General features: G+C 69.7%; 12 protein-coding genes and 1 pseudogene. 3 read left to right on the top strand and 10 right to left on the bottom strand.

Annotated elements, in window-relative coordinates:
• The first annotated feature begins 94 nt into the window (after positions 1–94).
• Together serC and FN821_RS02660 are read left to right on the top strand one after the other, a co-directional pair.
• Positions 95–1,174, top strand: a complete 1,080-nt coding sequence (gene serC, locus FN821_RS02665) for a 3-phosphoserine/phosphohydroxythreonine transaminase (RefSeq protein ID WP_221929104.1) — start codon at positions 95–97, stop codon at positions 1,172–1,174.
• A 21-nt stretch (positions 1,175–1,195) separates the two neighbouring features.
• Positions 1,196–2,368 (top strand): 3-phosphoglycerate dehydrogenase family protein, encoded by a 1,173-nt coding sequence (locus tag FN821_RS02660; protein ID WP_131171009.1) that lies wholly within the window; start codon positions 1,196–1,198, stop codon positions 2,366–2,368.
• Positions 2,369–2,395: 27 nt separating this feature from the next.
• Here the strand turns inward: FN821_RS02660 and FN821_RS02655 are convergent, their stop codons facing one another.
• The 5 genes and pseudogenes from FN821_RS02655 to metH all read right to left on the bottom strand — a co-directional run bounded on the left by FN821_RS02655 (position 2,396) and on the right by metH (position 10,185).
• Positions 2,396–3,028: a DUF2087 domain-containing protein gene (locus FN821_RS02655; RefSeq protein WP_131171008.1), complete on the bottom strand. Its 633-nt coding sequence runs from the start codon at positions 3,026–3,028 to the stop codon at positions 2,396–2,398.
• A 60-nt stretch (positions 3,029–3,088) separates the two neighbouring features.
• On the bottom strand, positions 3,089–4,105 hold the full coding sequence (locus FN821_RS02650) for a potassium channel family protein (protein WP_131171007.1): 1,017 nt from the start codon (positions 4,103–4,105) through the stop codon (positions 3,089–3,091).
• 83 nt (positions 4,106–4,188) lie between these two features.
• Complete coding sequence (arc, locus tag FN821_RS02645) at positions 4,189–5,802, bottom strand: proteasome ATPase (RefSeq protein ID WP_165489206.1); 1,614 nt, start codon at positions 5,800–5,802, stop codon at positions 4,189–4,191.
• Positions 5,799–6,689 (bottom strand): annotated as a pseudogene (locus FN821_RS02640) (tRNA (adenine-N1)-methyltransferase); the annotation flags it as partial. The gene arc and the pseudogene FN821_RS02640, both read right to left, overlap by 4 nt.
• 28 nt (positions 6,690–6,717) lie before the next feature.
• A complete protein-coding gene (metH, locus tag FN821_RS02635) occupies positions 6,718–10,185 on the bottom strand; it encodes a methionine synthase (RefSeq protein WP_131171004.1) in 3,468 nt (1,155 codons plus the stop codon).
• A gap of 74 nt (positions 10,186–10,259) precedes the next feature.
• On the opposite strand from metH, the gene FN821_RS02630 reads away from it, so the two are divergent.
• Positions 10,260–11,054 carry a PAC2 family protein gene (locus tag FN821_RS02630; RefSeq protein ID WP_131171003.1) on the top strand — a complete coding sequence of 265 codons (795 nt, stop codon included), beginning with the start codon at positions 10,260–10,262 and terminating at the stop codon, positions 11,052–11,054.
• Here FN821_RS02630 and rpe read toward each other — a convergent pair whose 3' ends face one another.
• Genes rpe through fmt form a run of 5 tightly spaced genes read right to left on the bottom strand, consistent with a single transcriptional unit; the run spans position 11,055 to position 15,190 of the window.
• On the bottom strand, positions 11,055–11,732 hold the full coding sequence (gene rpe / locus FN821_RS02625) for a ribulose-phosphate 3-epimerase (RefSeq protein ID WP_131171002.1): 678 nt from the start codon (positions 11,730–11,732) through the stop codon (positions 11,055–11,057).
• Positions 11,733–11,742: 10 nt separating this feature from the next.
• Complete coding sequence (locus FN821_RS02620; protein ID WP_131171001.1) at positions 11,743–12,207, bottom strand: hypothetical protein; 465 nt, start codon at positions 12,205–12,207, stop codon at positions 11,743–11,745.
• Between the two features lie 42 nt (positions 12,208–12,249).
• On the bottom strand, positions 12,250–12,864 hold the full coding sequence (locus tag FN821_RS02615) for an NADPH-dependent F420 reductase (protein WP_131171000.1): 615 nt from the start codon (positions 12,862–12,864) through the stop codon (positions 12,250–12,252).
• 56 nt (positions 12,865–12,920) lie between these two features.
• Positions 12,921–14,270, bottom strand: a complete 1,350-nt coding sequence (locus FN821_RS02610) for an RsmB/NOP family class I SAM-dependent RNA methyltransferase (RefSeq protein WP_421958033.1) — start codon at positions 14,268–14,270, stop codon at positions 12,921–12,923.
• Entirely contained in the window at positions 14,267–15,190 is a 924-nt protein-coding gene (gene fmt / locus FN821_RS02605; protein WP_131170998.1) for a methionyl-tRNA formyltransferase, read from the bottom strand. The genes FN821_RS02610 and fmt overlap by 4 nt, the downstream gene beginning before the upstream one ends.
• Positions 15,191–15,367: the final 177 nt, after the last annotated feature.

Genomic DNA, 15,367 nt, shown 5'->3' with positions numbered 1-15,367 from the left:
TTTCACTATCGTGAGAGGTGACCGGTTGACCCGGTGAGACCCACCGACCGGCCCCACGGCCGGACGTCGCGCCCTGTCATAGGAAGGACGAATCGTGCGCGTTTACAACTTCTCTGCTGGCCCCGCAATGCTGCCGCTGGAGGTGCTGGAGCGGGCCAAGGACGAACTGCTCGACTGGGCAGGCACCGGCATGTCCGTCATGGAGCACTCACACCGCGGCAAGGCTTACGTCGAGCGTGCGGCCGCCGTCGAGGCGTCCCTGCGCGAGGTCATGGGCGTCCCGGACAACTACAAGTGCCTGTTCCTCCAGGGCGGCGCCTACGGCGAGTTCGCCGCGCTGCCCCTGAACCTCTCGGCCGCCGGCCAGAGCATCGACTTCATCAACACCGGCGACTGGTCCACGAAGGCCATCGCCGAGGCCAAGAAGTACGCCGTCCCGAACGTCATCGCGTCCACCAAGGAGGGTGGCTTCACCGACGTCCCGGACGCCGACAGCTTCACGGTCAACCCGGACTCGGCTTACCTGCACTACACGCCCAACGAGACGATCCGTGGCGTCGAGTTCGACTACATCCCTGATTCCAAGGGCCTGCCGCTGATCGCGGACTTCTCCTCGACGATCCTGTCGCGGCCGATCAACGTCACCGACTTCGACGTCATCTTCGCGGGCGCCCAGAAGAACATGGGCCCCTCGGGCCTCGTCACCGTCATCGTCAAGGACGACCTGCTGGGCAAGGCTCGGGTCGAGTGCCCGAGCGTCTGGGACTACACCCAGCAGGCGGCCGCCGACTCGATGCTCAACACCCCGAACACCTTCGGCTGGTACCTGCTCGGCCTCGTGCTCGACTGGGTCAAGGACAACGGCGGACTCGAGGGCATGGGCCAGCGCAACAAGGCCAAGGCCGACGTGCTGTACGACTACATCGACGGCTCCGGCTACTGGACGAACCCGGTCGCCAAGCGCGCCCGCTCGTGGATGAACATCCCGTTCCTCCAGCCGAACGCCGAGCTCGACAAGCAGTTCGTGTCCGAGGCGGCCAAGGCCGGCCTGACGAACCTCGCCGGTCACCGCTCCGTCGGCGGCATGCGCGCGTCGATCTACAACGCCGTCCCGCTGGAAGGCGTCCAGGCCCTCGTCGAGTTCATGAAGGAGTTCGCGCAGAAGAACGGCTAGTCCGTTCGCGCGGTGAGAACCATGTACAAGATCGCAACGCTCAACAACATCAGCCCCCTGGGCCTGGATCGGCTGCCGAAGGATCGCTACGAGATCGGCAACGACCTCGTTGATCCGGACGCCTACATCCTGCGCTCGTTCAAGATGCACGGCATGGAGGTCCCGGCCTCCGTCGTGGCCGTCGCCCGCGCCGGCGCCGGCACGAACAACATTCCCGTCGACGAGTACGCCAAGGCGGGCATCGTCGTGTTCAACACCCCGGGCGCCAACGCGAACGCGGTGAAGGAGCTCGTGCTGGCCGGCATGCTGGTCGGCGCGCGCAACATCTCCAAGGGCGCGACGTTTGCCGACGGCCTCGAAGGCACTGACGAGGAGATCACCAAGGCGGTCGAGGCTGGCAAGAAGAACTTCGTCGGCTTCGAGCTCCCCGGCAAGACGCTCGGCGTCATCGGCCTGGGCGCCATCGGTGGCGGCGTGGCCAACTCGGCCGTGGCCCTGGGCATGAACGTGATCGGGTACGACCCCGCCATCACGATCAACCACGCCTGGAACCTGTCCAGCAGCGTCGAGCGGGTCAACGACGTCGACGAGATCTTCAAGCGAGCCGACGTCGTCACGGTGCACGTGCCGCTGATCGAGCCGACCAAGAACCTCGTCAACGCCGAGCGGCTCGCGATGATGAAGCCCAACGGGACCGTGTTGAACTTCGCCCGCGGCGGCATCGTCGACGACGCCGCGATCGTCGAGGCCCTCAACGCCGGACGCCTCGGGGCGTACGTCTGCGACTTCCCGAGCAACGCCCTCAAGGGCTGCGCGAAGGTGCTGGCGCTGCCGCACCTCGGGGCGTCCACGAATGAGGCCGAGGACAACTGCGCGGTCATGGCCGCTCAGGAACTCCGCGACTTCCTGGAGAACGGGAACATCACCAACTCGGTCAACTTCCCCGAGGCCATGCTGCACGCTCGTGAGGACGGCGAGACCCGCCTCTCGATCGCCAGCGACAACGCTCCCGACACGATCGCCCGCCTGACCGGCGCCATCAGCGCGGCCGGCCTGGCCGTCGCCCACCTGGTGCACAAGTCGCGCGGCGACCTCGACTACACGCTCCTCGATGTCCCGGGCTCCGTCCCCGGCGACGTGGTCGAGAAGCTGAAGTCCATGCCGGGCGTCCGCAAGGTGCGCGTGATGGCCTGACCGGCCCCCATCGGCGGCGCCCGGGGCTCAGGCCCCGGGCGCCGTTGCGTTCAGCGACGACCGGATGAGGGCCCCCAGCCACGCAGACTCCCCCGCGGGCACCTCCTGGCGCTCGTTCGCGTCGCGCTCGGGTGGGGCGTCCACGACGCGGTAGATGCCGCCCGAGCGGGTCAGGTAGCGGTAGTCGACCAGCTCGCGGCGCAGGAAGGCGACGTCGTCGTGCGCCGGACGCAGCAGGTCGTTCACCTCGGGCTCGGTGTAGTCGCGTCCGGCCTCGAAGCGGCGCAGCAGTTCGACCAGCACGGCGACCCGGGCGCGGCGCTTCGCCGGGATCGCGGTGAGGCGTCCATTGATGAAGAAGGTCCGCACGACCTTGGCCTGGTAGGGATCGTCCAGAGCGGGGGCCTGCGGGCCGTCGGCGCCCACGGAACGTAGCAACTCGGAGTTGAGGCGGTAGAGGCGCCGGTTGCCGTCCGGGGTGACGGTGACGATGCCGACCTCGCTCAGCCGCTTCATGTGGTGGCTGATCGTCGGAGCCGACAGCTTCAGGGCCTCGGCGAGTTCGGCGCCGGTCTTAGGCTCGGACGCCACCAGGCCCAGGATCTTGAGGCGGGTTTCGTCCGCGATGGTCTTCAGCAGGGTCACGGCGTCAGCGGCCATGGCGACTCCCTTCGATGATGGTCTAACTTCACATTAGACACACATCGAACCTAGGACCAATCAGAGCCCTTCGCTCATCGCCCGCATCGCCGAGGTGGAGCCCGAGACGATCAGCGACTCCCCCAGCTCCAAGCAGCGCTCGTCGACCGGGTTCGGCTCGTAGATGCCGGGGTCGTGGCGGATCGCCAGGGTGAACAGGCCCCGCTTGCGCAGCTGGCCCACCGTCTGGCCGGCCAGGCGCTTGTCGACCGTGATCTCCTCCATGCCGAACGACAGGTCGCCGCGCGAGAGCGCCGCGTCGATGAAGTCGACGACGCCCGGCTTGAGGGCCAGCTGGACGACGCGGCGTCCGGCCATCTCGTACGGGGAAATCGTGCGGTCGGCACCGGCCTGAAGCACCTTCTTCATGACCGCCCCGGTGCTGGCGCGTCCGACGATGAAGAGGTCGGGATTGAGCGAGCGAGCCGAGATCACGACGTACACGTTGTTGGCGTCGGAGTCGATAACGCTGACCAGGCCCTTCGCCTGTTCGACGCCGGCGCGGAGCAGCACCGAGTCGGACGTGCCGTCGCCAGGAACGACGAGAAAACCGTCCGAGACGGCCCGATCCAGCGAGTCTTGCCCGACGTCCAGGACCACCACCTGCTGCCCGTCGTCGCGCAGCTCGGCGGCGACGAGCGATCCGACCCGGCCGTAGCCGCAGACGATGAAGTGCCCGCGCAGGGCGTCCACTTGCTTCTGCATCCGTTTGACCTCTCGCTTGCCGCTGGCCATTTCGCTGACGAGGCTTTCCGCCGCGATGCCCACCGTGCCGAAGATGATGGCCACGCCCAGGATCGACAGGAACATCGTCCACAGCTCGCCCGGCCGATCCATGGGGTGGATCTCTTTCAGCCCCAGCGTGGCCAGGACGCCGATCGTCATGTAGATGGAGTCGAAGAAGTCCCAGCCCTCGATGACCATGTAGCCGAAGGCACCCACCAGGGCCACCAGCCCCATCCCGACCAGCCATAACAAGGCGTTTCGCACCGGGCGGGAAACGTGGGGCCAGAGCCGCCTCCGCACGATGTCGGGCATGGCGGGAGTCTAAGGCTCAGCCCCCGTCGCGGAGGGGGCTATGCCTCACCCCGCGAACGTCCTTCTGCCGAGTCGGCGCGGAATCAGTCGACGGGCAGCGACCTGCTTCCGTGCAGGGTGCGCAGGAAGACGATGCGCTCTCCGCGGCGTCCGGACACGCGGGCCCAGTCGTCGGGGTTCGTCGTGTTCGGCAGCTCTTCGTTCTCGGCGATCTCGGTGCGGCACGCGTCCAGGACGTGGGCGCGGCGGATGCCACGTTCGCCGCCCGCGAGCAGCTCCTTGATCGCGAGCTTCTTGGCCCGCGCCACGATGTTGGCCAGCATCGCGCCGGAGACGAAGTCGCCGACGTACAGGGTCTCCTTGGCCCCCGAGGCATAGGTGACCTCGACGAACCGGTTGGCGTCCGAGCGGTCGTACAGGGCCGCGACGGCGTCCGCCAAGAGCTGTCGGCGGTACGGGTCTGGTCCGCCGGCGGCGTCCAGCTCGCGCTCGTTGAGAGGCACGGACGCCGTGAGGTACCGGTCCAGGATCTCGGCGGCGCCGACCTCGTCGGGGCGCTCCAGCTTGATCTTCACGTCGAGGCGTCCCGGACGCAGGATGGCCGGGTCGATGAGGTCCTCGCGGTTGGTGGCCCCGATCACGATGACGTTCTCGAGCGACTCGACGCCGTCGATCTCGGCGAGCAACTGCGGCACGACCGTCGACTCGACGTCGGAGCTGACGCCCGAGCCGCGGGTGCGGAAGAGCGAGTCCATCTCGTCGAAGAACACCACCACCGGACGCCCCTCGGCGGCCAGTTCGCGGGCGCGGGCGAAGATCACGCGGATCTGCCGCTCGGTCTCGCCCACGTACTTGTCGAGCAACTCCGGGCCCTTGACGTTGAGGAAATACGAGCCGGACGCGTTGGCCACCGCCTTGGCGATCATGGTCTTGCCGCAGCCGGGCGGCCCGTAGAGCAGCACGCCCTTGGGCGCGGCCAGGCCAAACTCGGCGAAGAGGTCGCGGTGCAGGAACGGCAGCTCGATGGCGTCCGTGATGAGTTCGATCTGCGCGCCGAGGCCACCGATGTCGGCGTAGGTGACGTCCGGAACCTCGTCGAGGCGCAGTTCCTCGACATCGCTGCGGACGACTCGTTGGAGGGCAAGGAGTGCCCGCCGATCTGCGATCAGCGAGTCCCCCGGCGCGATCTCAACCTCGACGAGCCCGGACGCCCGGGCAAGCAGCACCTGCTCGTCGCCTCCGGTCGAGACCAGCAGCAGGTCACCGATGGCCTCCCTCACCCGGACGAGCTCTCCCCCCGGCTGGTCGTCGGCCACGCCGACGATGGTGTGGGCCTCGTTCAGCAGCACCCGTTGCCCGATCCGCAGACCGGACGCCGACACGTCCGGAACGCACGCCACGCGCAGGAGGCGTCCGGACGCCGACACGTCGACGGCGTCCTCGCCAGGCAGCCCGACGACGATCGCGAAGGACGCCGGGGGGCGCCCGAGGGACTCCAGCTGCTCGCGCACCGCCAGCAGCGACTCACGCGCGTCGCGCAGGGTGGCGTTCAGCTTCTCGTTCGTCTGGGCGAGCGCCCGTGCGTCCGCGCGCGCCTCGGCGAGGCGGCGCTCCGTCAGCTCGGACGCCCTGATGCGCGCGTCCAGCAAGCGCCGAGCCTCGTCCAGCTCGGCCTGCGGCGTCCGCTCGGTGCTCACTCGTCGTCCTTGTCGGGAGGCAGCTGCTGGACCCAGGCCGGCCTCGGTCCGTTGTAGTCGGGGCCGTAGGCCCCAGGGGCCGGACGCCGACGCCGCAGCGGCGCCTTCACCCCGGGCGCCAACCGCCGGGCGAAGACGAGGTAGCCCGTGTGACCGGTGGTGGTGTGCGCCGGACGGATCGCCAGGCCCTCGGCATGCCACTCCCGGACGGAGTACTCGCGGGCCCACGGCTCGGTGAAGCCCTCGTGGGTGCGGATCATGTCCATGACGCGGCCCATCTGGGTGGTGGTGGCGACGTAGCAGCACAGATAGCCACCCGGGACGAGCACCTCGGCGATCGAGGCGACGCAGTCCCACGGGGCGAGCATGTCGAGGATGACGCGGTCGACAGGCTCGGGGCCGCGCGTCTCGACGAGGTCGCCCACCCGCAGCTGCCAGGCCGGATGGGGCGCGCCGAAGAACGTCTCGACGTTCTTGCGGGCGACCTTTGCGAACTCCTCGCGGCGCTCGTAGGAGTAGACCGTGCCGGACTCGCCGACCGCGCGAAGCAGGGCCATCGTGAGCGCGCCCGAGCCGACCCCGGCCTCCAAGACGCGGGCGCCGGGGAAGATGTCGGCCTGCATCAGAATCGCGGCGGCGTCCTTGGGGTAAATCACGGCGGCTCCGCGGGGCATCGAGACCGTGAACTCGTTGAGCACCGGCCGGAATGCCAGGAACAGGTGCCCTCCGACCGAGCGCGCGACGCAGCCTTCCGGCTGGCCGATGAGGTCGTCGTGCGAGACGCCGCCGTGCGTGGTGTGGAAGGTCCCGCCCTCGCGCAGCAGCACCGAGTGGCGGCGTCCCTTCTGGTCGGTCACGGTGACGCGCTCGCCCGCCACCAGCGGTCCGGTCAGGACGCCCGAGAGCACCTGGTCATCAGCGGGCATTGAAGTACTTCGCTTCCGGGTGGTGGACGACGAGGGCGTCCGTGGCCTGTTCGGGGTGTAGCTGGAACTCCTCGCTCAGCTCGACGCCGATCCGCGAGGGATCAAGCAGGGCGACGACCTTGGCCCGCTCCTCCAGGTCGGGGCAGGCGGGATAGCCGAAGCTGTACCGGGACCCGCGGTGCGCCTGATGGGCGATGATCTCGCGGATGCTGCCCTCGCCTTCAGCCAGGCCGAGTTCGGCGCGAACGCGGGCGTGCCACATCTCGGCCAGGGCCTCGGTGAGCTGGACGGAGAGGCCGTGCAGTTCCAGGTAGTCGCGGTAGGAGTTCGACTCGAACAGCTTCGCGGTCGCGTTCGAGACGGCCGAGCCCATCGTGGCGAGTTGGAAAGGAATGACGTCCATGCCCAGCTCCCGGGCCTCGTCGGCGTCCCGGAAGAAGTCGGCCAGGCAGAGGCGGCGTCCGGCGGGCTGCCGCGGGAACGTGAACCGGGTCAGCTCGCGGGTGTGATCGTCCGGATCGACGACGACCAGGTCGTTGCCGGTGGAGTAGCAGGGCCAGTAGCCGTAGACGACCGCGAACTCGCCGAGTTGATCGGTCTTGATGCGGTCCAGCCAGGCCCGCAGGCGTGGGCGTCCGTCGGTCTCGACAAGTTCTTCGTAGCTGCGGTCCTTGGACGCCCGCAGTCCCCAGCGGCCCTTGAAGGTCGCGTCCTCGTCGAGCCAGTCAACGATCTCGGCGAGCTTGATGCCCTTGACGACCCGGCTGCCCCAGAACGGCGGCTTGGGCACGTCGACGCCCCGAGCTACCTCCGACCGGACGCCGTCGGCGTCCGCCTCGATCTCGGGGCGGTCGACCTGGGCGATGCGCCGCAGGCGCGGCGCCGGCAGGGACGCCCCCGGCTCGCCCCGCTTGACGGCCATGACGGCGTCCATCAACGCGAGCCCCTCGAAGGCATCCTTGGCGTAGCGGACCTCGCCCGAGTACAGGCCGTTCAAGTCCTCCTCGACGTAGGTGCGGGTCAGCGCGGCGCCCCCCAGCAGCACCGGGAAGTGGCCCAGGCCGCGGGCGTCCATCTCGAGCAGGTTGTCGCGCATGACGACCGTGGACTTCACCAGCAAGCCGGACATGCCGATCGCGTCGGCCTTGCTCGCTTCTGCCGCCTCCAGGATCGCGGCGACCGGCTGCTTGATGCCGATGTTGACGACGGTGTAGCCGTTGTTGGTGAGGATGATGTCGACGAGGTTCTTGCCGATGTCGTGGACGTCGCCCTTCACTGTGGCCAGCACGATCGTGCCCTTGCCCGCATCATCGGTCGACTCGATGTGGGGCTCGAGGTGCGCGACCGCCTTCTTCATCACCTCGGCGGACGCCAGCACGAACGGCAGCTGCATCTGCCCGGAGCCGAACAGCTCGCCCACCGTCTTCATGCCAGCCAGCAGGTCGTCGTTGATGATGTCGAGCGCGGGCTTGGCCGCCAGCGCCTCGTCGAGGTCGTCGGCGAGGCCGCGATCGTCGGCGTCCACGATGCGCCGCTGCAGCCGCTCGCCCAGGGGCAGGCCGGCCAGCTCGGCCGCGCGGGCCTCCTTGGTGGCGGCCGTCGTCACGCCGTCGAACAGCTCCAGGAAGCGGGCCAGCGGGTCGTAGCCCTCGCGGCGGCGGTCGTAGACCATGTCGAGCGCGACCTCGCGCTGCTCCTCGGGGATGCGCGCCATCGGCAGGATCTTGGAGGGATGCACGATCGCGCTGCTGAGGCCGGCGTCCACGCACTCGTTGAGGAACACCGAGTTGAGGACGACCCGCGCGGCCGGGTTCAGCCCGAAGCTGACGTTCGAGACGCCCAGGGTCGTCTGCACGTCGGGGTGCGCGGCGGTGATCCGGCGAATGGCCTCGATCGTCTCCAGGGCGTCGCGGCGGGTCTCCTCCTGGCCGGTGCCGATGGGGAACGTCAGGCAGTCGACGATGATGTCGGACGTCGCCATGCCCCAGTTGGTGGTCAGGTCGTTGATGAGCCGCTCGGCGACCTTGACCTTCCAGTCGGCGGTCCGGGCTTGGCCCTCCTCGTCGATGGTCAGCGCCACGACGGCGGCGCCGTGCTCAGCCACCATCGGCATCACGCGCGCGTAGCGGGAGCCCGGGCCGTCGCCGTCCTCGTAGTTGACCGAGTTGATGACGCTGCGTCCGGCCAAGGACTCGAGCCCGGCCTGGATGACGTGCGGCTCGGTCGAGTCGATCACGATGGGCAGCGGCACCGCCGTGTTGAGGCGGAACGCCAGCTCGCGCATGTCGGCGGCGCCGTCGCGTCCGACGTAGTCAGCGCACAGATCCAGCAGGTGGGCGCCCTCGCGCGACTGCGCTTTGGCGATGTTGACGCACTCGTCCCAGTTGCCCGCCAGCATCGCGTCGCGGAAGGCCTTCGACCCGTTGGCGTTGGTGCGCTCGCCGATGGCGAGGTAGGACGTGTCCTGCCGCAGCGGCGTCTCCGAGTACAGCGACGAGATGGACGCCACGTGCTGCGGCGTCCGGGCCACGACGGGGCGCGCGCGGACGGCGTCCGACAGCAGCCGGATGTGCTCGGGGGTGGTGCCGCAGCAGCCGCCGACCAGGCAGAGACCGAACTCGTCGGCGTAGGCGGCCAAGGCGTCCCGGAGTTCGGGCGCCGTCAGCGGGTAGTAGGCGCCGTCCTTGGTGAGGACCGGCAGGCCCGCGTTGGGCATGCACGAGACCCCGATGGACGCGTGCCGCGCGAGGTGGCGCAGGTGCTCGCGCATCTCCTCGGGTCCGGTGGAACAGTTGAGGCCGATGACGTCGATGCCGAGCGGCTCCAGCGCAGTCAGCGCGGCCCCGATCTCGGAGCCCACCAGCATCGTGCCGGTCGTCTCGACGGTGACGCTCACGATGACCGGCACGTCGCGGCCTACGGACGCCATCGCCCGCTTCGCCCCGATCACGGCGGCCTTCGCTGCCAGGACGTCCTGGCAGGTCTCGACGATGATGCCGTCGGCGCCGCCACGCAGGAGGCCCTCCGCACAGGTCTGGTAGCCGTCGCGCAGCGCCTCGAACGTGACGTGCCCCAGGCTGGGCAGCTTCGTGCCCGGACCCATCGAGCCCAGCACGTACCGCGGCCACTCGGGCGTCGAGAGTCGATCAGCGACCTCGCGGGCGATGCGCGCGCCCGCCTCGGCCAGCTCGAAGATCCGGTCGGCGATCGCGTACTCCCCCAGCGCCGACACGTTGGCGCCGAAGGTGTTCGTCTCCACGGCGTCCGCGCCGGCTTCGAAGTAAGCCTGGTGGATCTGGGCCACCACGTCCGGACGCGTCACGTTGAGGATCTCGTTGCAGCCCTCGAGGTCGGCGAAGTCGGCCAGCGTCAGGTCGAAGCCCTGCAGCATGGTGCCCATGCCACCGTCGGCGACGAGGACGCGACTGGCCAGGGCGGAACGAAGATCCTGATTCACCGGCACAGGATAGTTCTCTGGGGCTGCGGCGGCCCCATTCGGTCCGGCCGGACGCCCTGGGTAGAGTGGCTGCCATGTCTGGCCCGTCCCCGCTCCGCGATCTGAACCGGCCCGTCGTGATCGCCGCGTTCGGCGGCTGGAATGACGCCGGCGACGCGGCGACCGGCGTCCTGGACCACCTTGCGGACCTGTCCTCGGCCGAGTTGGCCTTCGCGCTCGACCCCGACGAGTTCTACGACTTCACCTCCAGCCGTCCCGTGGTCATCAACGGCGACGACGGACGCCGGATCATCGAGTGGCCCACGGTCGAGGTGCTCGTCGGCCACCTCCCGGAGCGCGACCTGGTGCTCATCGGCGGACCCGAGCCGAACTACCACTGGAGCGCCTTCTGCGCGAAGTTGGTCTCGGCGATGATGTCCGTCAAGCCGGAGCACGTCATCTTGCTGGGCTCGATGCTCGCCGACGCGCCGCATCGGCGTCCGGTGCAGATCGCGATGAACTCGACGGAGTACGAGGGCCCGACGGGCATCGTCGGCGTCCTCACCCAGGCCTGCAACAACGCCGGCTTCGAGGTGACCACGCTGTGGGCGGCCGTGCCGCACTACGTCGCCGAGCCGCCGAACCCCAAGGCCACGTTGGCGCTGCTGGGTCAGGTCGAAGACGTTTTGGACGCCACCCTGGAGGTCCGCGACCTGCCGCAGCAGGCCGCCGCCTGGGAGGGTCGCGTCAACGACCTCGCCGCGGACGATCCGGACATCCAGACGTACATCTCGACGCTCGAAGAGCACTACGACACCGACGAAGAGACCGACGTCGCCGAGGCCTTGGCGGCCGAGGCCGAGCGCTTTCTTCGGCGCCGCAACCGCTGATCAGTGCGCCCGGCAGCCGCAGCGTAGGTCGGCCTGGCCCTTGAGGGCGCGGACCACGGCGTCCGGGTCGTCCGACCGGAACACGGCCGAGCCGGCGACGAACACGTCCGCGCCGGCGTCCACGCAGCGATCGATGGTCTCCTCGGAGACTCCCCCGTCGACCTGAATCCAGATGTCGGTGCCGGACGCCTTCACGAGCTGACGTGTCCGGGCGATCTTGCCGAGCATGCCGTCCAGGAAGCGCTGGCCCCCAAAGCCGGGGTCCACGGTCATGATCAGGATCATGTCGAACTCGGTGATGATGTCGGCCAGCGGCTCGATCGGCGTCTGTGGACGCAGGCCCACGGCCGCCCGCGAGCCCAGGCTGCGCAGCTGCCGGGCCGTCCGGATCGGGGCCTGGGACGCCTCCAGGTGGAACGTCACGGACTCGCAGCCCAGCTCGGCGTACTGCGGGGCCCAGACGTCCGCGTTCTCGATCATGAGATGGATGTCGAGGAAGCGTCCGGCGTTGTTCTTGCGCAGGCACTCGATGACGGGCAGGCCGAGGGTGAGGTTGGGCACGAAGTGGCCATCCATGACGTCGAGGTGGATCGCGTCCGCGCTCGGGATGCGCGCGATCTCGCTGTCGAGCGCGGCCAGATTTGCGTTGAGGATGCTGGGATGGATGCGGTTCGCCACGCTCGCGACCCTATCGCTCGACGGTCACGCCCTGCCGAGCGGCCAGGGCAAGAAGTGGCTCGAGGGCGTCCGGCTTGACCTCGAACCGGCGAGTCTTGGCCCGGCCGATGAGGTAGTCGCTGGTCACCTTCTGGCCGTCCCGCAGGGTCATCACGACGTACCCGGCCCTGGGGCGAGACTGCCCCTTCAGCGAGGCCAGCTGCGACCACGACAGGTCGAAGCCGCCGAGTCCCTCCATCCGGACGCCCCTGGCGTCGGCCCGGACCCGTTGCCGCAGCAGGCCCAGGCCTCGCCAGAACTGCGCGATCGAGAAGAGGACGCCCGCCGCGTAGAGGGCGGTCCATGGGCTGGCCGCGTCCGCCGAGTTGACCTGCTTCACGAAAAGCAGCAGCCAGAGCGGAAGCAAGGCCAGGTAGGCCACTCCGATGAGCGGGCTGTAGAGGTCGCTGACCACCTGATCCGTCGTGTCGGGCATGAACTCAAGTCTGGCAGCAGCTCTGCGCAGGAGCTTGAAGGCTCAGTGCAGCAGCTTGAAGGCGTGGGTCCATTCGCCGTTGTTGAAGCCCCGGATGCACCACAGCATGCACAGCGCCTCGATGGCCCTCGCCGACACCGGACCACCCATGTCCTCGACCTCCCAGCCGAGCGACTCCACGAGCGGGGCGACCACGCCCTTGGCAACGTCTGGGCCGCACATGAACATGCTCGGACGCCCCTCCTGATACGTCGGATGCACCATCCGGGCCGCGCCGACGCTGTTGAAGGCCTTCACGAAGGACGCTTCCGGCGCGGCCGCGGCGAGTCGCTCCAGCAACGAGTCGCCCGTGGTGAAGAACGTCAGGACGCCGTCGACGGGCGGGGCGTCCGCGATGGGGTTCGTGGTGTCGATGACGACCTTGCCGGCGAGGTTCGAGGCCAGCGAGCGGACGAGGTTCTCAGCGACCGAGCCCTTGACCGCGAGGACCGCGACGTCGGCGTCCACGAGGAGCTCGGCGAAGGTGCCGACGGCTCCCTCCCAGCCGTCGACCGGGCCGCCGGCTCGGCTGCCGATGGCGATCTGGTGGCCTTCGTCGGCCAGGCCGTGCGCGAGCGTGCGTCCGACGATGCCGGTGCCGAGAACTGCGATCTTCATGGAACCTCCTGTGGTGTCGATCGCTGCAACGCGGGTGGCAGGCTCGACACTCCGGGTCAGTCGACGCGCAGCAACGACAGGAACATCGCGTCCGTGCCGTGCCGGTGCGGCCACAGCTGGACGTCGTCGCCGACTGCGCAGTCGGCCACGCCGGTCAGCCAGTCGGACGCCGTCAGCCGGCGGACGCGTCCGGGCCGGGCCGCGACGGCGGCGTCCACGATCTCGACCGTTTCGCGGCGGTGCGGCGAGCAGGTGACGTACGCGACGACCCCGCCCGGCGCGGCGGCATCCAGCGCCGAGTCGAGCAGGGCGCGTTGCAGCGGCACGAGGTCGTCGAGGTCCGACTCGCTGCGTCGCCAGCGAGACTCCGGACGCCGACGCAGGGCTCCCAGGCCGGTGCAGGGGACATCCGCCATGACGCGCGCGAACGCGCCGTCACGCCACGCGGGACGTGTGCCGTCGGCGCAGATCACCACCGGCGCGTGGTCGCCGCCGTAGGCGCGGAGGCTCTGCGCCACCAGGGCCGCGCGATGCTCCGAGACCTCGGACGCCAGCAACCGCTGCCCGGCGGCGATGGCCAGGCCCGCCAGCAAGGCCGCCTTGCCGCCCGGGCCGGCACACAGGTCGAGCCACGGCCCGGCCGGGGCGTCCGGACGCGCCAGGGCCCACGCCACGAGCTGAGAGCCCTCATCCTGGACGCCCGCGCGACCCTCCCGCACCGCCGGCACGTCGCCGGGATTACCCGCCCGCCGTGCTCCGAACGGGCTGTGCGACGTCCGCTCGCCGGCCAGCTCGGTCGTGTTCGCCAAGCCCGGGCGGACCACCAGGGTCGTCACCGGGGGCTCGTTGTTCGCGGCGAGGCCCGCCTCGGCCTCGTCGCCCAGCAGGTCGACGTACGCCTGTGCGATCCAGCGCGGGTGATGCGTCCGGGTGGCCAGGGCGCCGACGGCGTCCTCGCCGGCCGACAGCAGCGCGACCCACTCGTCCAACGACTTCGCTGCGACCTTCCGCAGCACGGCGTTCGTCAGGCCGACCACCTTCTCGCCGATCTCGGCTCCGGCCAGCTCAACCGTGGCGGCCACCGCCGCCCGCTGTGGGACGCGCATCGAGAGCAGCTGGTGCGTCCCCAGTCGGAGGGCGTCCAGGGCGTCCGGCTTGAGGCCGCTGCTGGGCCGTCCGGACGCCTCCGCCAGCACGCGGTCGTACGTGCCCTGAAGGCGGGACGTGCCCGACACCAACTCGGTGGCGAAGGCGGCATCGCGGGCGTCCAGGCCGGCGTCGGCGAGCCGGCGGCCGAGCTCGAGGTTCGTGTAGGCGCCCTCGGACGACACGGCGCGCAGGGTGCGGTACGCCAGGACGCGAGCCGCATCCGGACGCCGACGAGCCAGTCGCTGATGCGGCATCACGCCACCGGATCGAAGGCGAGATCGGACGCCTTGAGGCCGCGTCCCCAGTCGGCCCCGGGCATCTCCTTCTTGCCCTGGGGCAGCACTCTGATCAGCTCCAGATCGACGGTGCCGGTGCCGACCAGTAGGCGTCGACGCTCGGGGCGGAGCTGCCCGGGCTCCAGGTCACTCGACGGCAGGGGCCGGGCCAGCGCGACCTTGACCCGCTCGCCGTGCAGGGTCGTCCAGGCCATCGGATCCGGCGAGCACCCCCGGATCAATCGATCGAGGTGCTCGCCCGCTAGGCTCCAGTCCAGCCGCGCCTCGTCGACGGTGAGCTTCGGCGCCAGGGTCATGCCGTGCGTGGTTTGCTCGGTCGGCGTCCGGGAGCTCAGGTCGTCGAGCGTGTCCAGCAAGAGCCGCGCGCCTGTGTGCGAGAGCGCGGACAGCAACTCGCCGGCCGTCTCAGTACCGTCCAGTGGGTGGGTGAGCGTTCGGTAGACGGGCCCCGCATCCAGCGGACGCGTCAGACGGAACGTCGTCGCCCCCGCCACGGCGTCCCCGGCCATGATCGTGCGCTGCACCGGCGCCGCCCCACGCCAGCGCGGGAGGAGCGAGAAGTGCAGGTTGATCCAGCCGTAGGCGGGAATGTCGAGGGCCGGCTGCGTCAGCAGGTTGCCGTAGGCGACGACCGGGCAGGCGTCCGGGGCGAGGTCCGCGAGCTGAGCGAGGAAGTCCGGGTCGGACGCCTTGGCCGGCTTCAGCGCCACCACGCCGTGGTCCGCTGCCCATTCGCCCACCGGCGACGGGACAGGACGTGCCGAGCGGCCGCGAGCGGCGTCCGGTCTGGTGACGACCGCGACCACCTCGTGACCGGAGTTTGCCAGCAGCTCCAGGGACGGAAGCGCCACCTCGGGGGTGCCGGCAAAGACGAGTCGCACGACACCAACCCTAGGCCCTTCCCTGACGCACTCCGACGACGTAGCATGCACGCAACCGGGAAGCACCCGGACACCCGGAGGAGGGAGCGGCGTTATGGCAGAACTCTCTGAGAAGGTCAGGGGCTAAGAGCCCACCACATCTCACGCGAAGGCCGCCCGGCGATCACGCCCGGCGGC

Origin of the sequence: Propioniciclava tarda, assembly GCF_900182665.1 — a bacterium.
Taxonomy (GTDB): Bacteria; Actinomycetota; Actinomycetes; order Propionibacteriales; family Propionibacteriaceae; genus Propioniciclava; species Propioniciclava tarda.
Note: the sequence above shows the minus strand (reverse complement) of the source record. Positions and strands in the feature narration are given on the sequence as shown.